The 22,943-nt window shown below is 72.5% G+C and carries 22 protein-coding genes and 1 pseudogene; 11 read left to right on the top strand and 12 right to left on the bottom strand.

Annotated features, from left to right (window positions below):
* Positions 1-192 precede the first annotated feature (192 nt).
* Positions 193-3,231, top strand: a complete 3,039-nt coding sequence (locus ACQEV8_RS18960) for a BTAD domain-containing putative transcriptional regulator (RefSeq protein ID WP_432961750.1) — start codon at positions 193-195, stop codon at positions 3,229-3,231.
* 230 nt (positions 3,232-3,461) lie between these two features.
* The gene (locus ACQEV8_RS18965; RefSeq protein ID WP_189726957.1) at positions 3,462-3,647 is read left to right on the top strand and encodes a hypothetical protein; all 186 of its coding nucleotides are present in this window, start codon (positions 3,462-3,464) and stop codon (positions 3,645-3,647) included.
* Between the two features lie 99 nt (positions 3,648-3,746).
* Here the strand turns inward: ACQEV8_RS18965 and ACQEV8_RS18970 are convergent, their stop codons facing one another.
* Together ACQEV8_RS18970 and ACQEV8_RS18975 are read right to left on the bottom strand one after the other, a co-directional pair.
* Entirely contained in the window at positions 3,747-4,142 is a 396-nt protein-coding gene (locus ACQEV8_RS18970) for a PIN domain-containing protein (protein ID WP_432972794.1), read from the bottom strand.
* Entirely contained in the window at positions 4,142-4,420 is a 279-nt protein-coding gene (locus tag ACQEV8_RS18975) for a hypothetical protein (protein ID WP_432961752.1), read from the bottom strand. Before ACQEV8_RS18975 ends, ACQEV8_RS18970 begins: the two co-directional genes overlap by 1 nt.
* 149 nt (positions 4,421-4,569) lie before the next feature.
* Here ACQEV8_RS18975 and ACQEV8_RS18980 point away from each other — a divergent pair, with 149 nt between their 5' ends.
* Positions 4,570-5,499, top strand: coding sequence for an SMP-30/gluconolactonase/LRE family protein (locus ACQEV8_RS18980; RefSeq protein WP_432961754.1), 930 nt, complete (start codon positions 4,570-4,572; stop codon positions 5,497-5,499).
* Here ACQEV8_RS18980 and ACQEV8_RS18985 read toward each other — a convergent pair.
* Positions 5,442-7,091 carry a FadD3 family acyl-CoA ligase gene (locus ACQEV8_RS18985; RefSeq protein WP_432961756.1) on the bottom strand — a complete coding sequence of 550 codons (1,650 nt, stop codon included), beginning with the start codon at positions 7,089-7,091 and terminating at the stop codon, positions 5,442-5,444. The two genes, ACQEV8_RS18980 and ACQEV8_RS18985, sit on opposite strands and share 58 nt — an antisense overlap.
* Positions 7,092-7,222: 131 nt before the next feature.
* Between ACQEV8_RS18985 and ACQEV8_RS18990 the strand changes: the two genes are divergently transcribed.
* The 4 genes from ACQEV8_RS18990 to ACQEV8_RS19005 are packed head-to-tail and all read left to right on the top strand — an operon-like array spanning position 7,223 to position 10,574.
* Complete coding sequence (locus ACQEV8_RS18990; protein ID WP_432961758.1) at positions 7,223-8,383, top strand: lipid-transfer protein; 1,161 nt, start codon at positions 7,223-7,225, stop codon at positions 8,381-8,383.
* Between the two features lies 1 nt (position 8,384).
* Positions 8,385-8,798 (top strand): Zn-ribbon domain-containing OB-fold protein, encoded by a 414-nt coding sequence (locus ACQEV8_RS18995; protein WP_432961760.1) that lies wholly within the window; start codon positions 8,385-8,387, stop codon positions 8,796-8,798.
* The gene (locus tag ACQEV8_RS19000) at positions 8,795-9,568 is read left to right on the top strand and encodes an enoyl-CoA hydratase/isomerase family protein (protein ID WP_432961762.1); all 774 of its coding nucleotides are present in this window, start codon (positions 8,795-8,797) and stop codon (positions 9,566-9,568) included. Before ACQEV8_RS18995 ends, ACQEV8_RS19000 begins: the two co-directional genes overlap by 4 nt.
* Positions 9,569-9,620: 52 nt before the next feature.
* The gene (locus ACQEV8_RS19005) at positions 9,621-10,574 is read left to right on the top strand and encodes an alpha/beta fold hydrolase (protein ID WP_432972797.1); all 954 of its coding nucleotides are present in this window, start codon (positions 9,621-9,623) and stop codon (positions 10,572-10,574) included.
* A 21-nt stretch (positions 10,575-10,595) separates the two neighbouring features.
* Here ACQEV8_RS19005 and ACQEV8_RS19010 read toward each other — a convergent pair whose 3' ends face one another.
* From ACQEV8_RS19010 to ACQEV8_RS19020, 3 genes are all read right to left on the bottom strand, one after another.
* Positions 10,596-11,195 carry a hypothetical protein gene (locus tag ACQEV8_RS19010; protein ID WP_432961764.1) on the bottom strand — a complete coding sequence of 200 codons (600 nt, stop codon included), beginning with the start codon at positions 11,193-11,195 and terminating at the stop codon, positions 10,596-10,598.
* 275 nt (positions 11,196-11,470) lie between these two features.
* Positions 11,471-13,873, bottom strand: coding sequence for a PQQ-binding-like beta-propeller repeat protein (locus ACQEV8_RS19015; RefSeq protein ID WP_432961766.1), 2,403 nt, complete (start codon positions 13,871-13,873; stop codon positions 11,471-11,473).
* 204 nt (positions 13,874-14,077) lie between these two features.
* The gene (locus tag ACQEV8_RS19020) at positions 14,078-14,803 is read right to left on the bottom strand and encodes a VOC family protein (protein ID WP_432961768.1); all 726 of its coding nucleotides are present in this window, start codon (positions 14,801-14,803) and stop codon (positions 14,078-14,080) included.
* A gap of 122 nt (positions 14,804-14,925) precedes the next feature.
* Between ACQEV8_RS19020 and ACQEV8_RS19025 the strand changes: the two genes are divergently transcribed.
* Complete coding sequence (locus ACQEV8_RS19025; protein WP_376390461.1) at positions 14,926-15,573, top strand: TetR family transcriptional regulator; 648 nt, start codon at positions 14,926-14,928, stop codon at positions 15,571-15,573.
* A 149-nt stretch (positions 15,574-15,722) separates the two neighbouring features.
* Here ACQEV8_RS19025 and ACQEV8_RS19030 read toward each other — a convergent pair.
* The 3 genes and pseudogenes from ACQEV8_RS19030 to ACQEV8_RS19040 all read right to left on the bottom strand — a co-directional run.
* Positions 15,723-16,090, bottom strand: a pseudogene (locus ACQEV8_RS19030) (zinc ribbon domain-containing protein); the annotation flags it as partial.
* 95 nt (positions 16,091-16,185) lie between these two features.
* On the bottom strand, positions 16,186-16,677 hold the full coding sequence (locus ACQEV8_RS19035) for a nitroreductase family deazaflavin-dependent oxidoreductase (RefSeq protein WP_432961770.1): 492 nt from the start codon (positions 16,675-16,677) through the stop codon (positions 16,186-16,188).
* Positions 16,674-17,861 (bottom strand): acyl-CoA dehydrogenase family protein, encoded by a 1,188-nt coding sequence (locus ACQEV8_RS19040; RefSeq protein WP_432961772.1) that lies wholly within the window; start codon positions 17,859-17,861, stop codon positions 16,674-16,676. Before ACQEV8_RS19040 ends, ACQEV8_RS19035 begins: the two co-directional genes overlap by 4 nt.
* A 109-nt stretch (positions 17,862-17,970) precedes the next feature.
* On the opposite strand from ACQEV8_RS19040, the gene ACQEV8_RS19045 reads away from it, so the two are divergent.
* Complete coding sequence (locus ACQEV8_RS19045) at positions 17,971-19,140, top strand: thiolase C-terminal domain-containing protein (RefSeq protein WP_432961774.1); 1,170 nt, start codon at positions 17,971-17,973, stop codon at positions 19,138-19,140.
* Between the two features lie 78 nt (positions 19,141-19,218).
* The gene (locus ACQEV8_RS19050) at positions 19,219-19,644 is read left to right on the top strand and encodes a pyridoxamine 5'-phosphate oxidase family protein (protein WP_432961776.1); all 426 of its coding nucleotides are present in this window, start codon (positions 19,219-19,221) and stop codon (positions 19,642-19,644) included.
* Positions 19,645-19,678: 34 nt separating this feature from the next.
* On the opposite strand, the gene ACQEV8_RS19055 is transcribed toward ACQEV8_RS19050, so the two are convergent.
* The gene (locus ACQEV8_RS19055; protein ID WP_432972800.1) at positions 19,679-20,662 is read right to left on the bottom strand and encodes an RNA-guided endonuclease InsQ/TnpB family protein; all 984 of its coding nucleotides are present in this window, start codon (positions 20,660-20,662) and stop codon (positions 19,679-19,681) included.
* Between the two features lie 56 nt (positions 20,663-20,718).
* Between ACQEV8_RS19055 and ACQEV8_RS19060 the strand changes: the two genes are divergently transcribed.
* Complete coding sequence (locus ACQEV8_RS19060; protein WP_432961778.1) at positions 20,719-21,387, top strand: pyridoxine/pyridoxamine 5'-phosphate oxidase; 669 nt, start codon at positions 20,719-20,721, stop codon at positions 21,385-21,387.
* Between the two features lie 19 nt (positions 21,388-21,406).
* Here ACQEV8_RS19060 and ACQEV8_RS19065 read toward each other — a convergent pair whose 3' ends face one another.
* Together ACQEV8_RS19065 and ACQEV8_RS19070 are read right to left on the bottom strand one after the other, a co-directional pair.
* Entirely contained in the window at positions 21,407-22,270 is an 864-nt protein-coding gene (locus ACQEV8_RS19065; RefSeq protein WP_432961780.1) for a GNAT family N-acetyltransferase, read from the bottom strand.
* A 40-nt stretch (positions 22,271-22,310) separates the two neighbouring features.
* A complete protein-coding gene (locus tag ACQEV8_RS19070; RefSeq protein ID WP_432961782.1) occupies positions 22,311-22,925 on the bottom strand; it encodes a GNAT family N-acetyltransferase in 615 nt (204 codons plus the stop codon).
* Positions 22,926-22,943 lie beyond the last annotated feature (18 nt).

Consider the following 22,943-nt stretch of genomic DNA (forward strand, 5'->3'; position numbering starts at 1 on the left):
AGCTACGTGGACAGGAGTTGATTCCAGCCTTGATGGCGGGATCTGCGCGCCGAGAACGGACTTGTGCGAAGAGAGTGTGCGGACCTTGTGGACCCCCGTGCGCCGCCCTGTGATCGGTATCCCCCACAGCTGACGTATCCGCCGTGCACAAGGCAGACTGGCGTGGTTGCTCAGGATGTCTAGGGGGACTGCATGGACGGTGTACCGGACGGTGTGCCGCGCGTACCGGAGCAGCGGCGTCCCGACTCTTCGTCGAAGCCACCGAAGCCGGTGGAGTCACTGAAGCCACCGACGTCACCAAAGGCGGCGGCGTCGGCAGAACCGGTGGCCTCGACGACGCTGCGCTTCAGCGTGCTCGGGCCGGTGCGCGCCTCGCGCGGCGACGAGCCGATCACCACCGGCTCCCCCCAGCAACGCGCCCTGCTCGCCGCCCTGCTGCTGCGCGAGGGCCGCACGGCCACGGCGGCCGAGCTGATCGACGCGCTGTGGGGCGAGGAACCGCCCTCGCAGGCCCTGGCGGCGCTGCGGACGTACGCCTCCCGCCTGCGCAAGGTGCTGGACCCGGGCGTCCTGGTCAGTGAGTCCGGCGGCTACGCGGTACGCGGCCTCGCCGACGGCGCCCTCGACCTGGCCGTCGCCCAGGACCTCGCGACCGGGGCGGAGAAGGCCAGGTCGGCGGGCGACCTCTGCCACGCCCGCGAGACCCTGCGGCGCGCCCTCGCCCTGTGGGACGGGGAGACGCTGGCGGGTGTGCCGGGCCCGCACGCGGAGGCCCAGCGCGTCCGCCTGGAGGAGTGGCGGCTCCAGCTCCTCGAGTCCCGGCTGGACATGGACCTGGAGCAGGGCTGCCACGCGGAGGCCGTCTCGGAGCTCACGGCCCTCACCGCCGACCATCCCCTGCGCGAGCGGCTCCGCGAGCTGCTGATGCTGGCGCTGTACCGCAGCGGCCGTCAGGCGGAGGCCCTCGCGGTGTACGCCGACACGCGGCGCCTGCTCGCCGACGAACTGGGCGTGGACCCGCGCCCCGGCCTGAGCGACCTGCAGCAGCGCATCCTGCAAGCCGACCCGGGCCTGGCCGAGCCCTCCTCCCCGTCCCCGGAACCCGCCTCCGTCCCGGTCCGCCCGGCACAACTGCCCGCGAAGGTGCCGGACTTCACCGGCCGCGCCGCCTTCGTCCGCGATCTCGGCGAGATCCTGACCGCCGCCGAGGGCCGAGTCATGGCGGTATCGGCCCTGGCCGGCATCGGCGGCGTCGGCAAGACGACCCTCGCCGTGCACGTGGCCCACCAGGCGCGCTCGGCGTTCCCGGACGGGCAGCTGTACGTCGACCTCCAGGGCGCGGGCGCCCGGTCGGCGGAGCCGGAGACGGTCCTCGGCTCGTTCCTGCGCGCGCTCGGCACGGCCGACTCGGCGATCCCCGACTCCCTGGAGGAGCGGGCCGCGCTCTACCGCTCGGTCCTGGCCGGCCGCCGCGTGCTGGTGCTGCTGGACAACGCCCGCGACGCCGCACAGATCCGCCCCCTGCTGCCCGGCACGGACGGCTGCGCCGCGCTGATCACCTCCCGGGTGCGGATGGTGGACCTGGCGGGCGCCCACCTGATCGACCTGGACGTGATGTCCCCGGACGAGGCACTGGCGCTCTTCACGAAGATCGTCGGCGAGGAGCGGGTGGCGTCCGAGCGGAAGGCGGCCCTGGACGTGGTGGCGGCCTGCGGGTTCCTGCCGCTGGCGATCCGCATCGCGGCGTCCCGCCTGGCGGCCCGCCGCACCTGGACGGTGTCGGTCCTCGCGGCGAAGCTCGCCGACGAACGCCGCCGCCTGGACGAACTCCAGGCCGGCGACCTCGCCGTGAAGGCCACCTTCGAGCTGGGATACGGCCAGCTGGAGCCCGCCCAGGCCCGCGCCTTCCGTCTGCTGGGCCTGGCCGACGGCCCGGACATGTCCCTCCCGGCCGCGGCCGCGGTCCTGGACCTGCCCGTGGAGGACACGGAGGACCTCCTGGAGTCCCTCGTCGACACGTCCCTGCTGGAGTCGGCGGCCCCCGGCCGCTACCGCTTCCACGATCTGGTGCGGCTCTACGCGCGTGCCTGCGCGGAAAGGGACGAACTCCCGCCGAGCGAGCGGGCTTCGGCGGTGTCGCGACTGCTGGACTTCTATCTGGCGTCCGCCACCGCTGTCTACGCGATCGAACGGCCGGGTGACCGGCTGGTGGACCATCTGGAGCCGGCGTCCTGTCCGGGGCTGCACTTCGAGAACCGGCATGCCGCGCAGGACTGGCTGTATGCGGAGGCCGTCTGCCTCCTCGCGTGCGTACGGCAGTGCGCGGGACAGCCGGAGACCCTTCCCCGGGCGATCGATCTGCTGTGGGCCGCGCACGACCTCTCCGAGTCGGGCGCCAACTCCAGGGAGTACGAGACGACGGCCGAGGCCCTCCTGGGCGCGGCCCGGCAGTTCGGCCTCGCGCGGGCGGAGGCCCGGGCCCTGACGACGCTCGTCAACGCCCACCACGTGGGGGGCCGTTTCGCACGAGCCGACCAGGAAGCGGAACAGGCCATCCTCCTCGCGCAGGAGGCCGACGACTTGTTCACCGTCTGCTGGGCGAGCAACGCCCGCGGCATCATCGCGCTGTACCAGAACCGCCACGAAGATGGTGAGCAGCACCTCTCCCGGGCCATCGAGCACTTCCGGGCCCTGGGGAACAGTCCGGGCGAGGCCGCCGCGCTGTGCAACCTGTCCCGGATCCATCTCGCGACCGGGCGGACCCAGAGCGCGGTCGCGCTGGCCCAGCAGGGCATCGCCATCTACGACGCCATGGGCAACTCCATGCGCGGGGCCAACGCCCGCTACGCCCTCGGCCTCGCCCTCACCCAGAGCGGCGAACTGGGCAGCGCGGCCGACCGGCTCCAGGAGGCGCTGGAGGTGTTCCGCGACAGCAGGCAGCGCCTCTGGGAGGGCATGAGCCTGTTCCGGCTGGCCGAGCTGGACCTCGCCGCCCGGCGCCCCGCGCAGGCCGCCTCGAACGCCGAGATGGCCCTCACCGTGCTGCGCGGCATCGGCGGGGAGTGGCGGCGCGGCAACGTCCTCACCGTCCTCGGCCGCGCGCTCAGCGGCATCGGGCAGACGGGCAGGGCCCAGGTCTGCTGGCAGGAAGCCGCCGGGATCTACGAGGAGCTGGGCTCTCCCGAGGCCGCCGAGGTACGCGCGCTGCTGTCCCCGGTGCAGGCGGCCTGACGACGGCTCCCGGGGCCGGCCGGCCGCGTTCATCATTCGTTTATCGCCGCACGCCAAGCTGGACGTAGTCGATCCGTCGCGTCGGGGGGCAGACGGGTCACTGCACTGAGCCGCGCACCGGCGAATTAGGGTGAGCGGCCCAGGTGGGCCCGTCCGGTCGGACTCGGGGGAGTGACCGGGCGGGCCCGCGCACCTCACTACTCGACCCACGCCAAGGAGAGTTGACGATCATGGGCGACGAGCTCAAGCCGCAGGACCTGCACGCGACGGACGCGAAGGCCGGCGAGGTGTCGACGGAGGACCTGCACGCCACGGACGAGGGCGCCGTGAAGAAGCAGGATCTGCACGCGACCGACGAGCCGCTCGAGACGAAGGACCTGCACGCGACGTCGGAGCCCTTCAAGCCGACGAAGTAAGCCACTCCCACACGGGGTTCGGCCGCGGCGGCGCGGAGGGGGAGCCGTCGCGGCCGATGCATGTCCGGTGGACGCGCGGGTGGCGCGAACGGGGTCCCGTCACAAGGCGACGACCCGCACGCTCGCCCCGCACAGCTTTCCCATGTCGTCCTCATCGGACGTGAAGAGCACCACGCCCCCGGGCTGCCGCCCCGCGATCACCGCCAGGGCCGCGTCGATCGCGTACTTGTGACCGTGCAGCCCCGTGTCCTGGAGCAGCGTGACAGCGGCGTCGGCGATCTCCCGCGTCACGGGTTCCACCACGACACGCGACATGGCCAACGCCCAGGCAGCACGCTGCACCCGGCCGTGGTAGGCCTCGATCAGCGTCATGGAGCTGGTGACGACGCGGATGCCGGAACTGTGGGCGTCCTTGAGTCGGGCGAGCATCGCCCGATCACCCAGTACGGCTCGTGACAGCGCCTCGCAGTCCAGCACGTAGCAGGACGGCACCATCAGCTCGCCCTCCAACGCTGTCCGTCGGCCGCAGCATCCCGCTCCGCGAAGTGGCGCTCGAACTCCCTGCGCTCAGCCTCGGCCGCCGCGCGCTCGTCGTCGGTGACGGAGCCGTGTTCCCCCTCCAACCAGGACACCAGCTCACCGAGCCGGTCCCGCTCACGCTGGCGCTCTATGGCCCGTGTGACGTAGGCACTGAAGCCGCCGGGCCCGACGTCCTGCCGGATCTCCTCGGCAAGCTCCTCCGGCAGCGTAACGGTGTACTTCTTCGTTGCCATACCACTTACCATACCGCTCCTGGGCGTCCCCGTCCTGGCGGAGGCCCGTGCGACTCCGGCCGTCGGGTGTCAGTGCGGACACGGGCCGCCGCCGCGCGCGATAGTGGGTCCGGCAGATCCCCAGTCGGCTCAGACGTGAAGGCGGCCCCATGCCCGGCGAGCAACCCCACCTCTACGAGACCCTCGACGAGCGGTTCCGGACGGGCCGGTGTCAGGCCGGGGACTCGCGGCTGGAGGTGTTGTACGAGGGGTGCCGGTGGGCCGAGGGGCCGGTGTATGTGCCCGCGGGGCGGTATCTGCTCTGGAGCGACATTCCCAACGACCGGCTGCTGCGGTGGGACGAGACCACCGGGGCCGTCGGGGTCTTCCGCTCACCGGCCGGGTACCCGAACGGCAACACCCTGGACGGGCAGGGCCGGCTCATCACCTGTGAGCAGGGGAATCGGCGCGTGACCCGGACCGAGCACGACGGTTCGGTCACCGTGATCGCCGAGCGGTTCCGGGGGAAGCGGCTCAACAGCCCGAATGACGCAGTCGTGAAGTCCGACGGGTCGGTGTGGTTCTCCGACCCCGAGTTCGGGATCTCCAGCGACTACGAGGGGCACCGGGGCGAGAGCGAGATCGGCGCCAGGAACGTCTACCGCGTCGACCCGGGCAGCGGTGAGGTGCGGCTGGTCGCCGACGGGTTCCAGGGCCCCAACGGGCTCGTGTTCGGCCCCGGCGAGAACCGGCTGTACGTGTCGGACAGCCTCGCCAACCACATCCGCGTCTTCGACGTCCAGGACGACGGGGCCGGCCTGACCGGCGGCGAGGTGTTCGCCGAGTGCGCGAACGGCAGCTTCGACAACATCCGGTTCGACGACGCGGGGCGGCTCTGGGCCGGCGCCATGCACGGGGGTGTGCACTGCTACGACCCCGACGGCACCCTCCTCGGCCGTGTCCTGGTACCCGGCACCGTCGCCAACATCCGGTTCGGCGGCGCCCGGCGGAACCGGATGTTCATCGCCGCCGACACCACCCTCTACTCCCTCGTCATGTCCGTCACCGGGACCCCGGCCCTGCCGCCGGCCGGCTCCTGAGCCCGCAGCGCCCCCTTCACCACCTTCCCGCTCGCGTTCCTCGGCAGTTCCGCCACGAACTCCACCGACCGCGGGACCTTGTAGTTCGCCATCTCCCGGCGTGACCAGGCGATCAGGTCGTCGGCCGTGACCAACGCCCCCGGGCGCCGCACGACATACGCCCTGCCGACCTCCCCGAGCCGGGCGTCGGGTACGCCGATCACGGCCACGTCGGCCACGTCCGGGTGGAGGCCGAGGAGCTGCTCTATCTCGGCGGGGTAGGCGTTGAAGCCGCCGACGATGAACATGTCCTTGAGGCGGTCGGTGATGCGCAGGTTGCCCTCGATGTCCAGGACGCCGATGTCGCCCGTGCGCAGCCAGCCGTCCTCCGAGAGCACCTCGGCGGTGGCCGGGGCGTCCTCGTAGTAGCCGGTCATCACGTTGAAGCCGCGGACCAGGACCTCGCCCGGCGCTTCGGGGCCCAGCGACCCGCCCTCGGGGCCGACGACCCGTACCTCCGTGCCGGGGATCGCCCGGCCCGACGTCGACGCGATCACCGCCGGGTCGTCGCCGCGCCGGCACATCGTGACGACGCCGCTCGCTTCGGAGAGGCCGTACGCGGTCAGGACCGTGCCGATGCCGAGTTCGGCGCGCAGGCGCTCGACGAGCCGCAGCGGCACCACCGCCGCTCCCGTCACCACCAGGCGCAGTGCGGAGAGGTCGTGCGCGTCGCGGGCCGGGTGGTCCAGGAGGGACTGGAGGAGGGTCGGTGGGCCGGGGAGTACGGAGACGCGTTCCGCGGCGATGTTGGCCAGGACCGTGTTCACGCCGAACACCGGCTGGGGGATCATCGTCGCGCCCCGCATCAGGCAGGCGAGGACCCCGGCCTTGTAGCCGAAGGTGTGGAAGAAGGGGTTGACGATGAGGTACCGGTCGCCTTCGGCCAGGCCCGCCAGCTCGCTCCAGATGTCGTACGCCCGCAGCGTCTGCGCGTGGGTGATGACCGCGCCCTTGGGGCGTCCCGTCGTGCCCGAGGTGAAGATGATGTCCGAGGGCCAGGAGGCCTGTATCGCCCCTGCCCGGTCCCGTACGTCCGCCTGCCCGACCCCCTCCCCGCTCGCCAGGAAGTCCTTCCAGGTGAGGAAGTCGGCGGGGGCGTCCTCGGAGAGTACGACCACGCGCTCCAGGGCGGGCAGGCCGGGCAGCGGGCCGGTGCCCGGGCCCTCCCCCGCCGCCCGGCGCAGCGAGGCCACGTACGAGGTGCCGAGGAACGTGCCCGTCACGAACAGCAGCCGCGCCCCGGCGCGCCGCAGGACGTCCGCCGCCTCGGCGCCCTTGAAGCGGGTGTTGAGCGGGACGAGGACCCCTCCGGCCGAGACCGCGCCCAGGGCCGCCACGATCCAGTCGAGGGTGTTGGGCGCCCAGACGGCGACCCGGTCGCCCGGGCCGACCCCGTTCGCGAGGCAGGCCGCGGCGGCGCGTTCCACGCGTGCGCCCAGTTCCGCGTAGGTGATCCGGGTGCGGCCCTCGACGACCGCCTCGACGTCCGCGTACCGCTCGGCCGCCGACCGGACCAGGTCCGGAACGCTCTCCCATGCCGTATCCGCTCGCACCGCACGCCTCCAGCAGTAGCCGGCCCTCACAGCTGACCTCATAGCTGACCTCATAGCTGACTGCCCGTCAGATTAGCTGTAATCTGACGACCTGTCAGCGACTGTCGTTCGGGCCCGGAGGTGCGCGCACCATGCCAGCAGGATCGGGGAGCCTCAAGGACGCCACCGCTATCGTCGGGACAGGCCAGACCCCCTTCGCCAAGCAACTCCCCGAGGACGAACGCACCCTGGCCTGCCGGGCCGTGCTGGCCGCCCTCGACGACGCCGGGATCGCGCCCGGCGAGGTCGACGCCCTCGCCTCCTACACCATGGAGGAGACGGACGAGGTCGAGCTGGCCAAGGCCTGCGGCTTCGGGGACCTCACCTTCTTCAGCAAGGTCGGCTTCGGAGGCGGTGGTTCGTGTGCCACCGTCGCCCATCTCGCCGCCGCGATCGCGGCCGGGCAGGCGAGCGTCGGGATCGCCTGGCGGTCACGCAAGCGGGGCAGCGGGCCCCGGCCCTGGACCAACACCGCTGCCCAGCTCCCGACTCCGGCCCAGTGGACCCGGCCGTACGGGCTGCTCAGGCCCGTCGACGAGATCGCCATGCTCGCCCGGCGCTACATGCACGAGTACGGGGCGACCCGCGACCACCTGTTCAACGTCGCCCTGGCCTGCCGCAACCGCGCCAACCAGAACCCCGCCGCGATCATGTACGACCGGCCCCTCACCCGCGAGATGTACATGACGTCCCGCTGGGTCAGCGAGCCGCTCTGCCTCTTCGACAACTGCCTGGAGACCGACGGGGCGCTGGCCTGTGTCGTCGTCTCCGCCGAGCGGGCCCGGGACTGCCGCAGGAAACCCGTCTACGTCCACTCCGCCGCCCAGTCGCTCCCCGCCCAGCACCACGGCATGGTCAACTACTGGAACGACGACCCCCTCACCGGCCCCGCCTGGAATGCCGCCCGGCATCTGTGGAAGCACTCCGACCTGGCCCCCGAGGACGTGGACGTCGCCCAGATCTACGACGCCTTCACGCCCCTGGTGCTGCTCTCCCTGGAGGGTTACGGCTTCTGCGGGCGCGGTGAGGGCGGGGCGTTCACCGAGGGCGGCGCGCTGGAGACCGGCGGGCTGCTGCCCGTGAACACCGGCGGGGGCGGGCTGTCCGAGGCCTATGTGCACGGCTTCAACCTCATCAACGAAGGGGTGAAGCAGCTGCGCGGGACCAGTACCGCGCAGGTCCCGGGGGCCTCAACCTGTCTGGTCACGGCGGGTGAAGGGGTGCCGACCTCCGCCCTTCTGCTGAGGAGTTGAGATGCTGCGTCCCGTCACCGACCCCGACGGCACTCCCTTCTGGGAGTACGCCGCCCGGGGCGAGCTCCGTGTCCAGGCCTGCTCCGGCTGCGGCGAACTCCGCTTCCCGCCCCGGCCGTGCTGCCCGCACTGCCAGTCCTTCGCGTCCGAGTGGCGCCGGGTCTCGGGGGGCGGCCGGGTCTGGTCGTACGTCGTTCCGCATCCGCCGCTGCTGCCCGGCTATTCGGAGCTGGCGCCGTACAACGTGGTCGTCGTCGAGCTGGACGAGGCGCCGCGCGTCCGGCTCGTCGGCAATCTGGTCGCGGAGCCCGGCGCGGCGATCGACTCCGTGCCCGCCGAACGGCTCCGCATCGGTGCCCGGGTGCGGGCCGTTCTCGGTGATGGCCTGCCCGCGTGGGTCCTGGAGCGGTCATGAGCAGTGTGCTCGTCAGCGCCGACAAGGACAGCGGGGTCGCCGTCGTCACCCTGAACCGGCCCGGCCGGCTCAACGCGATCGACCTCGACATGGCTGACCGACTCGCCTCCGTCTGGCGGGAGTTGCGGTTCGACGACACCGTCCGGGCCGTCGTGCTCACGGGGGCCGGGGAGCGCGCCTTCTGCACCGGCATCGACCGGGACGCCGTGGTGCCGCAGCCGAACTCGCCGTTCGCGCAGGACGATCCGCTGCTCGGGATCGGGCCGAAGGCGAACGACCTGTGGAAACCGGTCGTCGCCGCGGTGCGCGGGATGGCCTGCGGGGGCGCCTTCTATCTGCTCGGCGAGGCGGAGTTCATCGTCGCCGACACCACCGCCTCCTTCTTCGACCCTCACACCAGCTACGGCATGGTCAGCGCCTACGAATCCGTCCTCATGGCGCAGCGCATGCCCTACGGGGAGGTCGCGCGGATGGCGTTGACGGGGACGGCGGAGCGGATCTCGGCGCGACGGGCGTACGAGGTCGGGCTGGTGTCCGAACTCGCGCCGGAGGGCGGGGCACCGGCGGCGGCGATCGCGTGTGCGGCCGTGATCGCCGGGCATCCGACGGAGGCCGTGCAGGGCACGGTGCGGGCGCTGTGGGCCGCGCATGCGGCGGGGCGGGAGCAGGGGTTCGCGCAGGCGCCGCATCTCATCGCGCTCGGGAACGCGGCGGATGAGCGGCAGGCCCGGCTGTTCGCCGGGCGGGGGCGTGCACACCGGTTGCGGTAGTAAAAGTCGTTTACTCATACACGCGTATGCTCGTCCCGTGGTTGAGCATCGGATGATCGACGTGAACGGCATACAACTGCACATCGCGGAGCAGGGCGAGGGCCCGCTCGTGGTGCTGCTGCACGGTTTCCCGGAGTCCTGGCACTCCTGGCGGCACCAGTTCGGTCCGCTGGCCGAGGCCGGCTTCCGGGTGGTCGCGCCCGACCAGCGCGGGTACGGCGGCAGTGACCGCCCCGAGGACGTGTCCGCGTACAGCATCTTCCATCTGGTGGGCGATGTGGTCGGGCTGATCCACGCGCTGGGCGAGGAGCAGGCGTTCGTCGTCGGGCACGACTGGGGGGCGCCGGTGGCCTGGCACACCGCGCTGCTGCGGCCCGACGTGGTGCGCGGGGTGGCGGGGCTGAGCGTGCCGCCGCCCTTCCGGGGTGGGCAGCCGCCGCTGAAGACCATGCGGGAGCGGTTCGGTGGGCACTTCTACTGGAACTACTTCGAGCAGCCCGGCGTCGCGGACGCCGAGTTCGCCGCCGACACCCGCACCGCCCTGCGCAAGCTGCTGTACTCCGCCTCCGGTGACGCGCCCGACGCCGGGCGCCCGGAGCAGGCCCTGGTCGAGGACCTGGGGCGCGGCTGGCTCGCGGACTCCCCGAACCCCGAGGTGCTGCCCGACTGGCTCACCGAGGCGGACCTCGACACCCTCACCGAGAGCTTCGAGCCGGGCTTCACGGGCGCACTGAACTGGTACCGCAACCTGGACCGCAACTGGGAGCTGACGGCCCCGTGGCAGGGCGCGGTGGTGTCCCCGCCCGCGCTGTACGTGTACGGCGACCGCGACCTGGTCCCGGCCTTCCCGGGGACGCCGGAACTGATCGAGGCGCTGCCCGAGTTGATGCCGAACCTGCGGCGCAAGCCGGTCGTGCTGCCGGGCTGCGGTCACTGGACGCAACAGGAGCGGCCCGCCGAGGTGAACGAGGTACTGATCGACTTCCTGACGGAACTGCGGGGCTGAGCCCGTCAGCCGACCGGCTCGTCAGTCGTCGACGAGGGCCTGGCGGTCGACCTCGCAGTGGTCGACCGAGTCCACCAGGCCCGCGGCGCCCACCCGGACGTCGACGGTGGCCTTGCCGTTCGCGGGGACTGTGACGTCCCCGTAGCGGTCGACGACGGTGATGCCCTGGGCGTCCTCGAAGGTGACCGAGACGGAGAAGTCGGCCTCGCGGCCGTTGGGGTTGCCGACCTCGACGGTCGCGTACGGCCGGGCCGGGGTCGCGCAGCTCACCAGCTTCGCCGTGCCGTCCCGCAGCGCCTTGCGGCTGCCGGATCCGGAGGAGGACGTCGGCGTGGAGCCGTAGTCCGGCCTGCGGGTGTAGGAGCTGCCGCCGCCGCTGCTCCCGTAGGAGTCGTCGTCCGAGTCGTAGGACCCTCCGCTGGAGCCGTACGAGCCGCCACCCGACGTCGACGACCTCGAACTGTCGTGGTTCTGGCTGGAACTGCTGCAACCGCCTCCGCCGCTGCTGCCGCCGTGACCGTGGCTGCCGCCCCGGCCCCGGCCGGTCGAGAAGCCGGTCAGTGCGAGTACCACCAAGACCAGCACCGCGGTGAATTTGAGCCTGCGTCCCCGTATCTGCATGGCCGAAACCCTAGCGATCACCTGTCACGGTCATGTCACTGCGTGGCGACCGGCGCGTACCCGGCGTAGCGTCTCGGGTGAGAGCGGTGATCGGGTGAGAGCGGTGATCGGCCCGCTTCCCGAAGCGAACCGCTCCCCTGAGCGACGGCCGCCGTCTGGAACCCTTCCGTGCACCGGTACGACGGCCGTCGCTTCCCGAAGCGAACCGCTCCCCTGAGCGACGGCCGCCGTCTGGAACCCTTCCGTGCACCGGTACGACGGCCGTCCCGGGCGCGTCACGCGGTGCGCGCCGTGCCCGTGCCCTTCTCCGCGTCCAGCGCGTACACGCAGCGGTCCTTGCTGCACGCGTACACCACCCCGTCCTGGACGACCGGGGAGCCGGTGATCTCGCCGCCGGTGGCGAGCTTCCAGCGGAGCCGGCCGTCGTCGGCCTTGAGGGTGTAGAGGAGATGGTCGGTGGAGCCGAAGTGGATGCGGCCCTCGGCCACCGAGGGGGCGCCCACGATGTCGCCGCCCGCCTGGAAGCGCCACTTGGGCGTGCCGGTGACCGCGTCCAGGGTGTAGAGGCCCTTGCCGCTGCCCACGTGGACATGGCCGGCGGCGACCAGGACGGGCTCGACGGAGGCGCGGGACTCGGTGGCGATGCGCCAGCGGTCGCGGCCGTCGGTGGCGTCGAGGGCGTAGACCGTGCCGAGGTAGTCGGCGAGGTAGATGCCGCCGCCGGTGACGGCCGGGCCGGGGACGAAGGTGGGCGGGGAGAGGAAGACCGCCGGGGCCTCGAAGTGCCACTTCACATGGCCGCCGGCCACGTCGAGGGCCAGGACCCGGGTGCCCGCGCAGACGTACACGTATCCGTCGGCCGCCGGGGTGACCCGGACCGGGACGCCGCCGCAGGAGGCCGCGTCGCCGATCGGGTACGACCAGCGCTCGTCGCCGGTGCGGGCGTCCAGGGCGCGCAGCCGCGCGTCCTGCCACACGTAGACCGTGCCGTCGTGCAGGGCGGGTCCGGCCTCGGGGGACTCGAAGTCGGTCTGGCAGCCGGTGATCTCCCAGAGCTTCTGGCCGCCCGAGGCCTCCCAGCCCTGGACGCCGCCGCCCCGGGTGCCGGTGACGACGGTGCCGCGGCCGGCCTGGAGCGCGTAGACCCAGGCGTCCGTCTGCAGGCGCCACAGGTCGGCGCCCTCACGGGCGTCCAGGGCGAACAGGGTGGGCCCGTCGGAGGCGTGGATACGGCCGTCCGCGACCGCCATGGACCAGGCGACGTCCCGGGTCTTGAAGCGGCGGCGGCCGGTGCCCACGTCCAGGGCGTGCACCTCGAAGGAGGTGACGTAGACGAGGTCGCCGTCGACGGAGGGGGTGCCCCAGACGTCGTTCGACATGCGGAAGCGCCAGGGCCGCCAGCCGCTCGCCTCGGGCGGTGCGATGGGGGCCGGGGGCGCGGCGACGGCGGGGCCGACGGCGGGGCCGGTGCCGTTGACGCCGGGGCGGGGCTTGGACCAGGAGGCGGTGAGGGCGGTCTCCGGAGGGGGTGCCTTGACGGCGGCGGCACGGACGTCGGCGACGCGCGGGCCCGGGCCGATGGGCACCTGGGCGCCGGCCAGCCGGACGGGGCCGGTGTCGGGGCCCACGGGGGCCACCACCGACGCGGCCACGGAGGCGGGCGCCGGGACGACGGGGTCGTGCGAGGGCGGGGGCGGGACGGGCGCCGGGCCGGGGGCCGGGACCGGGGCGGGGCGTCCGCCGCCGCTGCGGCCGGCGCCGGGGGCGGGCTTGCCGGCCGGGCGGCCGTTGCGGCGGGACTCGATCAGGCCCACGGCCCGCTCGGGCAGCCACGCGGAGGCGGTGCCGCTGTCGTCGGAGCCGGAGCCGAAGAGGTGGGGGGCCAGCTGGGCCTGGAGGTCGGCCGGGTTGGGTCGGCCCGTCGCCTCCATCTGCATACAGGACTCGATGAGCGGACGCAGCTCCTCCGGGAGGCCCTCCAGGTCCGGGCCCTCGCGCAGCAGCATGAAGACCGTCTCGACCGGGTTGGCGCCGTGGAAGGGCGGGTGTCCGGTGGCGGCGAAGACCAGCATGGAGCCGAGGGAGAAGACGTCGGACGCGCCCGTGACGCTGCGGGAGTCCTTGGCCTGCTCGGGGGACATGTAGGCGGGCGTGCCGACGGCGACGTTCGTCATCGTCAAACGTGTGTTCGATACACCGGAGGCGATACCGAAGTCGATCACCCGGGGGCCGTCCTCGACGACGAGGACGTTGGAGGGCTTGAGGTCGCGGTGGACGAGCCCGGCGCCGTGGATGGACTGGAGCGCCTCGGCCACGCCCGCCGCGAGCCAGCGCACCGCCTGGGCCGGCATCGGCCCGCAGTCGTTCACTATCTCCTCGAGGGAGGGCGCGGGGACGTAGGCGGTGGCCAGCCAGGGCACGGCGGCGCGCGGGTCGGCGTCCACGACCGCGGCCGTGTAGAAGCCGGAGACCGCCCGGGCCGCCTCCACCTCACGCGTGAAGCGGACCCGGAACAGCTGGTCCTCGGCCAGTTCCGTGCGGACGGTCTTGATCGCCACGCGCCGGCCCGACGCCGAGCGCGCGAGATAGACCAGCCCCATGCCGCCGGCACCCAGCCGTCCCAGCACCTCGAACGGCCCGATCCGCCGCGGATCGTGCTGCGTCAGCTGATCCACCACTCTGCCTGCCACCTCCCCGTACGAGCCGCGCCAAGCCACATGTTCCACGCGACCCCGTGCAGCGTCTCACCACCGCACCGCCATGGCGGCACGCACCCCGATTCTTCCTGGCCAAAGCCGTGGTGGCGAACCCGGCGACGAATGGGGTGTCTCTGTACACACAGGGACAAAAGATGACCATATGGAGCCCGGTCAGGCGCCCGGTCAGCGGCCCAGCAGCGCGAAGGACGCCCCCTGATCGTCCGTGACGACGGCCACCGTGCCGTACGAGCTCTCGAACGGCGGGACCTGGACACGGCCGCCGAGCCGGGTGACGTCCTCCAGCGCGGCCGGTACGTCCTCGACGGCGAAGTGGACGAGGAAGTGGGGAGGCATCTCGGCCGGGAAACGGTCGGAGACGGGGGCCCGGCCGAAGTCGGGCTCGGCGTCCGGTCCGAACAGGGCCTCCTGGAAGAGATCGCCGTAGAAGTCGTTGGCCGCCTCGGTGTCCCGCGCGTACAGCTCGGCCCAGGCGAAGGTGCCCGGCTCGTGCCGCTTGCCGAAACCGGGGTGCTCGTCCGGCTGCCACAGGGCGAAGACGGCCCCCTCCGGGTCGGTGACCAGGGCGGTGACGCCCAGGTCACCGGCCGGCACCGGCGCGGAGACGACCTGGCCGCCGGCCGACCGGATGCGCCGGGCCAGCGCAGCGGCGTCCGGGGTCGCGAAGTACACGGTCCAGACTGTGGGCAGCCGCCCGTCCACCTTGCGGACCAGGGCGGCCACGGGTTCCCCGTCCTTCAGCGCCTCGGTGAAGGAGCCGAACCACTCGTCCTCGAAGGTCCAGCCGAAAAGTTCACCGTAGAACCGCTTGCCCGCCTCGACGTCGCGAAGCTGCGCGTCGACCCAGCAGGGGACGCCCTCTGCGTACACCGATGCCCTGTTTTCGGCCATGCCGCCAACGTAACCGCGACGGCCGCGGCCCGCAGACCAGGCACACCGGCCTCCGCACTCCCTCACACCCCATTTGCAGTCGGCCGAATCGCGCCTCGACCCCTCCTCGGTAAGCTGACGTCATGACAGGACAAGTGCGTACCGTCGACGGCCGCGTGGCCGGCCGGCGTGGGCAGGCGACCCGGCAGAAGCTGCTCGACTGCCTCAGCGAGATGCTCAGCTCCTCCCCGTACCGGGATGTCAAAGTCATCGATGTCGCCCGGAAGGCGGGCACTTCGCCCGCGACCTTCTACCAGTACTTCCCGGACGTCGAGGGCGCCGTCCTGGAGATCGCCGAGCAAATGGCGACCGAGGGCGCCGCGTTGACCGAGCTCCTTCAGGGCCGCTCCTGGGCCGGCAAAGCCGGCTGGCAGACGGCCCAGGAACTCGTCGACGGGTTCCTGGAGTTCTGGCGCAAGAACGACGCGATCCTCCGGGTCGTCGATCTCGGCGCCGCGGAGGGCGACAAACGCTTCTACAAGCTCCGTATGAAGATTCTCAACTCGGTGAACAACTCCCTCGCGGACGCCGTCGCCGAGCTCCAGGCCAAGGGCAGGGTCGACAAGGACGTGAACCCGGCGGCCGTCGCGGGCTCGCTGGTCGCGATGCTCGCGGCCGTGGCCTCGCACCAGAAGGGCTTCACCTCCTGGGGCGTGAAGCAGGCCGAACTGAAGCCGAACCTGGCGCTGTTGGTGCACCTGGGTGTCACCGGCAGAAAGCCGACGAAGTAGCGGCCCGGCGCCCCTGCGCCTTCGGCTCTTTTCCCTTACCAAGTCCTGTCTGGCAGGCGGCGGTCCACCCCGGTGGCCGCCGCCTGTCGCGCTTTCTGCCTCTGTCTTAGCGCGACTTCTGGCTCCGCACGATCGTCAACTACCCGGCGCTAAAGCGCCGGGCTTGCGCAACGGGCACCACTGGCGGTGATGCTGCGTTCGCGTCCAGCCCCTCCCGCTGGCTCGGTGGGGCGGGGGCCGTTGACGAGGCCCCGCGTCGACACAACTCCCACGCACGAGCGCGGATGTTGCGGGAGCCATTGCGGTCTGCGTGATCAACGAATCCGCAGGACCGGCACGCGAACCGGGCCTGTGAGACCCGGTTCGCCCTGTCGATGTGCCCGCACTCGGCGCAGGTGCGGGAGGTGTACGCCGGGTCGACGTACACCACCGGCACTCCCGCCCGGCGGGCCTTGTACGCGATGAACTGCCCCAGCTGGGCAAAGGCCCAGCTGGAGTGGGTGGCCCGTTGGGCCCGGTCCCGCCGGAGACGACACCCGGCCGCTCCGCGACCGTGCACCCAGCAGCGATACCGCGGTGCTCCGCGCCGCAACCACGAGGATGCGATTCCTCCTAGGACTGAAGCCCTGGGGTTCCCCGCAAGAGCAAGCTGAAGACCCGTATCTCCCGCTCCACCCGCGCCTGGTACGCGGCGTACGGCGGCCAGAACTCCAGCACCGCCCTCCAGGCCGCCGCCCGCTCCTCCCCCTCCAGCAGCCGGGCCGTGACCGGGATGTCCTGGCCCTTCCAGCTGATCTCGGCGCTCGGATGGGCCAGCAGATTGTGGCTCCAGGCGGGGTGCCCCGAGCGCCCGAAGTTGGACCCGACGAGGATCCAGCTCCGCCCGCCCTCCTCGGGCATGCAGGCCAGCGGCGTCCGGCGCGGCAGCCCGCTCCTCGCTCCCGTAGAGGTCAGCACCACACCCGGCAGCAGTTGCGCGCTGAGCAGCACTTTTCCGCGGGTGAGCCGGTGCACGGCCCGGTCCACGGCCGGGAAGACGTGGGGTGCCACCCGGGCGAACCCCGGGGTGGAGGACACCTTCTGCACGAACCGCACGCCTCTCATCGGCGGGCCTCCTCGAAGACATGCGCCACGTCGCCGGCCCGCGCCCGCAGCCGGTGCACCGGCCCGAACAGCAGCTCGTCGCCCGCGGCACGCTTGAAGTACAGATGTGTGTCGTGCTCCCAGGTGAACCCGATGCCGCCGTGCAGCTGGATCCCCTCGGCGGCGGCCCCGCGCAGGGCGTCCAGCGCCTGGGCGAGGGCGAGCCCGCCCGCCTTCTCGCCGTCGGCGGCGGCGCCGGCCCAGGCCGCGTAGTACGCCGCCGAGCGGGCCGCCTGCACCTGGACGTACACGTCGGCCAGCCGGTGCTTGACCGCCTGGAAGGAGCCGACCGGCCGCCCGAACTGCTCGCGCCGCCCGACGTACTCCACGGTCCGCTCCAGCACCCGGTCGGCCGCTCCCACGGCCTCGGCGGCGAGACACACGGCGGCGGTGTCGCCGAGCCGGGCGAGAGCGGCGAGGACGTCAGCGTGCTCGCTCCCCAGCAACTCAGCTTCCACTTGCCGGAGTTGGACGCGTGCCTGCGGACGGGTCGCGTCCAGCGCGGTCTGCCGTACGCGGGTGAGACCGGCGGCGTCCGCCCGTACGAGGAAGAGCAGGACACGGGAACGGGCGAACCCTCCGGTGTGCGCGGCGACCAGGAGGAGCCCCGCACTGTGCCCGTCGAGGACCTGCCCGGCCTCCCCGTACAGCCGCCAGCCGCCGTCCGCGTGCCGGGCCTGCACGCCCCCGGCCCGGCCGCCGCCGGCCCACGTCCCGTGCGGGTCGTGGCCGGTGAGCGCGAGGGCGGTGGGGAGGGCGGGCCCCGGTACGGCGAGGGCCGCGGTGAGGGCGCCGGAGGCGATGCGCGGGAGGAGGTCCGACCGCTGGGCGTCGGCGCCGAGGGCAAGGAGCAGCGGGGCCGTGAGGACGGCCGTGGCGAGCAGGGGCGAGGGGGCGAGGGCACGGCCCGTCTCCTCGCAGGCGAGGGCCAGCTCGGTGACCGAGCAGCCGACCCCGCCGTAGGTCTCGGGGACGGCCAGTCCGGGCAGGCCGAGCTGCTCGGCGAGGGCGGTCCACAGGGCCGGGTCGTGTCCGGCCGGGCTGTCGAGGGCGGCCCGCAGTTCCACGGGTCCGCACCGCTTGTGGAGGAGTTCGCGCAGGGTGCGGCGGATCTCGTCCTGTTCGGGAGTGAAGCGGGCGTCCATGGGGGCACCACCTCCGCATCTGACGGTGCGTCATATTAGGGCGGTGGGGCGGGGATGCCCAGAGTCCCGGCGCTCCCCCGCCCGACTTATCTGATGTACCGTCAGATTCATGGTGGCCCGGAGAAAAGTTGCCGTCGTCGGCGTGGCCCTCTCGGACTGCGGCCGCGTGGACGACGCGACCCCGTACGCCCTGCACGCCCAGGCGGCCCGCCGCGCCCTGGCCGACGCGGGCCTGGACCGTTCGCTGGTCGACGGCTTCGCCTCGGCGGGCCTCGGCACACTGGCCCCCGTCGAGGTCGCCGAGTACCTAGGACTGCGCCCCACCTGGGTCGACTCCACCTCGGTCGGCGGCTCCACCTGGGAAGTCATGGCGGCCCACGCGGCGGACGCGATCGCGGCCGGGCACGCGCGCGTGGTGCTGCTCGCCTACGGCTCGACGGCCCGCGCGGACGTGAAGGCGGGCCGCCGCACCGGGACCCTGTCCTTCGGCACCTGCGGCCCCCTGCAGTTCGAGGCCCCCTACGGCCACACCCTGATCGCGAAGTACGCCATGGCGGCCCGCCGCCACATGATCGAGTACGGCACGACGATCGAGCAGCTCGCTCAGGTGGCGGTCCAGGCCCGGGCCAACGCGGCCCTGAACCCGGAGGCGATGTTCCGCGCGCCCATCACGCCGGACGAGATCGCCTCCGGCCCGATGATCGCGGACCCCTTCACCAAGCTGCACTGCTGTGTCCGTTCCGACGGCGGGGCGGCGGTGCTGCTGGCGGCGGCGGAGTACGTACGGGACTGCCGTACGGCACCGGTGTGGGTGCTGGGGAGCGGGGAGTCCGTGTCGCACTCGGCGATGTCCGAGTGGCCGGACTTCACGGTGTCACCGGCGGCGGTGAGCGGACGGCTGGCCTTCGAACGGGCGGGCGTACGCCCCTCGGAGATCGACTTCGCCGAGATCTACGACGCGTTCACCTACATGACCCTGGTGACGCTGGAGGACCTCGGTTTCTGCGCGAAGGGCGAGGGCGGGGCGTTCGTCGAGAAAGGCCGGCTGCGGGTCGAGGGCGGCGAACTGCCGGTGAACACCGACGGGGGCGGTCTTTCGGCCCAGCACCCCGGGATGCGGGGCCTGTTCCTGCTGGTGGAGGCGGTACGGCAGCTCCGGGGCGAGTGCGGCGACCGCCAGGTGCGGCGCGCCGACGGCTCCCTGCCGCGGCTGACGGTGGCGTCAGGGACGGGGGGCTGGTTCTGCTCGTCGGGCACCATGGTGCTCGGGGCGGGGTGAGATGAGGGGAACACCGGTGCCGGGGCCGGTGTTGGCTCGGGAAAGAAGGATCTGAGCGAGCCGCTGGAGGAGACCGGAATGGCCCTGACCCGCGAAGAGCGCGAACAGTTCCTGGCCGAGCCCCATGTCGCCGCGCTGGCGGTCGCCGCGGGGGCGGGCCGCGCCCCGCTCACGGTGCCGATCTGGTACCAGTACGAGCCCGGCGGCGACATCTGGATCATGACCGGCCTCGACTCCCGCAAGAACGAGCTGATCAGCACGGCGGGCCGGTTCTCGCTGATGATCGACCGGCTCGAACCCACGATCCGGTACGTGTCGGTCGAGGGCCCGGTCGTCGACACGGCCCCCGCGACCCTCGACCTGCTCCGAGAGCTCTCGGCCCGTTACCTCCCGGCCGACAAGGTCGACGGCTATGTCGACTTCGCCTGGAAGAACCACGGGGAGCAGCTCGTGCTGCGGATGCGGCCGGAGCGGTGGGTCTCGTCGGACCTGGGACAGGTTTGAATCCTCCCCTCCCTGAAGGGAGGGGATTCCTGGCTCAGACTGCCTCCTGGAGCGGCGCTCCAGGAGGTCTTGTGCCATCGGCGCCAGCCGGGTGGAGACCAGCCCGGACGAGCATGATGCGTGCGGAGTTCTTGTCCCGTGGGGACACGTATCCGCATGCGGTGCAGGTGTAGGTGCGCTCACCCAGCGGCAGGCGATGCTTGGCTCTCGCATCGCACTGCGCGCAGTCCATCGTGGTGTGCGCGGGGTGGACCAGGCGGATGTCCCGCCCGTGCTTGCGCCCCATCTCGATCAGAGCGGCCTTGGTGGCGCCGATGGCGGCGTCCGCGGCCTTGCGGGCCATGGTGGTCCTGGCGAGGAACTTCGGGCGGAAGTCCTCGACCGCGATGGCATCGTGGTCGAGGACCACCTTCTTCGCCCACTTGCGGCCGGTGTCCTGACGCTGCCTGGCGACCTTCTTGTGCGCCTTGGCCCGCAGCTTCCTCGCCTCGCGGTAGCCCTTCGACGCCGGCTGGCCCTTCTTCGGCTTGCGACGGGCCATCATCCGGTCGTAACCGGTCAGCTTCGCCTGGGCCTTCTTGCCGTGCTCGGCGTGGGGGAGGTCGTGCGTGTCGGAGGTGGTGGTCGCGGTCTCCTTCACGCCCCAGTCGACACCGAGGACGCGACCGGCCGACGGAAGTGGCCGGACCTGGGCGGGTACGACGAAGGAGCCGTACCAGTGCCCGAGGCTGTCCTGGTACACGCGCCCCGAGGACGGCTCCGCCGGCAACTCCCGCGACCACACCACGCTCACCACGACCCCGCCCGCCAGATGCAGTCGGCCGTCCCTCAACCGGAACCCACGCTGGGTGTAGTTCAGGGTCGGCAGCGCCTCGCGCTTCTTCCTGTGCGTGGGCATCCCCGCCCGGCGTGCCATGGGCAGGCGCCCCGTGATGTCCTTGTGCGCCTTGGCGCGGGAGGCGCTCCGCGCCCTGAACGGGATACCGCGACGCTCCGCCTCGCAACACCCGGATGCGATTCCTCCCCGGCGTGAACGCCGGGGCATCCTCGCAAGAATCAGGTGACAATCGGCCCATGGCACCCGATCTTCACGAGCTGCTGAGGTCACTGCGCGTCTGGGACCCGCAGTCCACCCACCTGCCCCCCTTCGACCCGGCCGCCGCCCCCTCGGACCCGCTGCCGCTCTTCACGGAGTGGTTCGCGGCGGCGGTGGCGGCCGGGCAGACCGAGGCGCACACCATGTCCCTGGCGACCTCGGACGAGTCCGGCCTGCCCGACGTGCGGATCGTCATGCTGCACGGCGCGGACGAGACCGGCTGGTCCTTCGCGTCCCACACCGGCAGCCGCAAGGGCCGACACCTCACCGCCCGCCCGTATGCCGCCCTCACCTTCTACTGGCCGGTGCTGGGCCGCCAGGTCCGGGTCCGCGGCCCGGTGACCGCCGCCCCCTCCGCCGACGCCCAGGGCGACCTGCACGCCCGCTCGACGGGCGCCCTGGCAGCCGCGCTGACCGGCCGCCAGAGCGAGATCCTCGACTCGGTGGAGGAGCTGGCCCGGGCCTCCGAGGCGGCCTGGGAACGGGCCCGCAGTGAGCCGGAGGCTCCCGTGCCGTCCTGGACCCTGTACCGGCTGCGGCCGGAGGAGGTGGAGTTCTTCCAGGGCGACGGGGAGCGACGCCACGTACGGCTGCGCTACCGGCGTGGGGACGGGGAGGGGTGGGTGCGGGAGCTGCTGTGGCCGTGAGGGGCGGCCGGGTTCTCCGTCAGGCCGTGCCGAAGTCGTACACCGCGAAGTCCGTCACCGCCCGGTACCCGATGCGCTGGTACAGCCCGTTGCTGGTCGGGTTCGCCAGGTCGGTGAAGAGGAGTACTTCACGTGCGCCGGAGGCGAGGGCGGTGCGGCTGATCTCGGCCGTGGCCGCGCCCGCGTAGCCGCGGCCGCGGAGGTGGGCCGGGGTGTAGACCGGGGCGACGCGGATCTGCCCGGCGATCCGAGGGGTCCTGCCGGCCATGGCGACGGGTGTGCCGTCCGGGGCCTCCCAGAAGGTGACGCCGCCCTGTTCGATGCGGGCATCCACCCACTCGTCGGCGCCGTGGAGGGTGCCCATGCCGATCGCGGCGCTGAACTCCGCGTACCAGCGGATGAGCAGCGCGCGGTCCGCCTCGACGGCGGTCCGGGGAACGCCGGGCGGTGCGGGGGCGGGCACGGTCAGGGTGCCGAGCCGGTAGAGCCGCTGGCGCTGACGGAGCGTGGCCGTGGCGCCCGTGTGCCGCTGCCAGGCCTCGGTGAAGGCGGCGGCGGTGTCCCGGTCGGCGTTCACGCCGGGCAGACGCTGCCCGAGCGCGGCCAGTCGCGCCGCGAGGGAGTCGGCTTCCTCGGGGGTGAGGGCGGTGAGGTTCAGCCAGTGGGGCGGGGTGCGGAAGAACGACGCCCGGACGGCCCCGTCCCGCTCCAGTACGCCGAACTCCGGCGTCCCTTCGCCGTAGACGTGCCGTCCTCGGGTGCGCAGCGTCTCCGTGACGGCCAACGGGACGGTGTGCAAGGCCGGTTGGGAGCGGAGGAAGGAGCCCGCGCGGGCGAGGAAGTCGTCGAGGTCCTGGGTGAGGTGCCAGTCGTCGGTGCGCATGCCCCATGGTGCCGTCCGCGTCCCCGCCGGCACCTCCGAATTACGCCCGGGTCGCTGCGCCCGCCTCCGGTTCGGGATCCGTCGCCAGCCGCGCGTGCAGGTGGGCGTCCCGGAACGCGTCGTGCCGGTCCTCCTCGAAGATCGCCCCGCGCAGGGTTCCCTCGTACGCGAAACCGCATCTCCCGGCTATCCGGCACGACACGTCGTGACCGACCGCGTGGTCCAGCTCCAGTCGGTGCAGGCCGAGTCCGCCGAAGGCCCAGCGGGTCGCGAGCAGCAGGGCCCGGGTGGCGACGCCCTGGCCGCGGGCCTCGGGGAGCACCCAGTAGCCGACGCGGGCGACCTTCAGGTGGTACTTGATCTCGTTGACGCCGATGTGTCCCAGGGCCGTATCGCTGCGCGCGTCCGCGACCCGGAACGACACCGACGTGCCCTCCACGGCACTCTGCGCCCGCGCGAGCAGCGACTCCCGGGCGCTCGCCCGGTCCGTGACCAGCCTCAGCGGGGTGTTCCAGCGCCGGAACTCCGGATCCCGCATGCCGCACAGCCACGTCTCGACGTCGGCGCCGGACGTGGCGTCCCAGGGGCGAAGACGGAGGCCGTGGCCGTGGAGTTCGGGGAGGGCGGTCGGGAACTGGTCGCGTCGGGGGGCCATGGGGCCATTCAAGCCCGT

Origin of the sequence: Streptomyces sp. CA-179760, assembly GCF_050937045.1 — a bacterium.
In the GTDB taxonomy this organism is placed as follows: Bacteria; Actinomycetota; Actinomycetes; order Streptomycetales; family Streptomycetaceae; genus Streptomyces.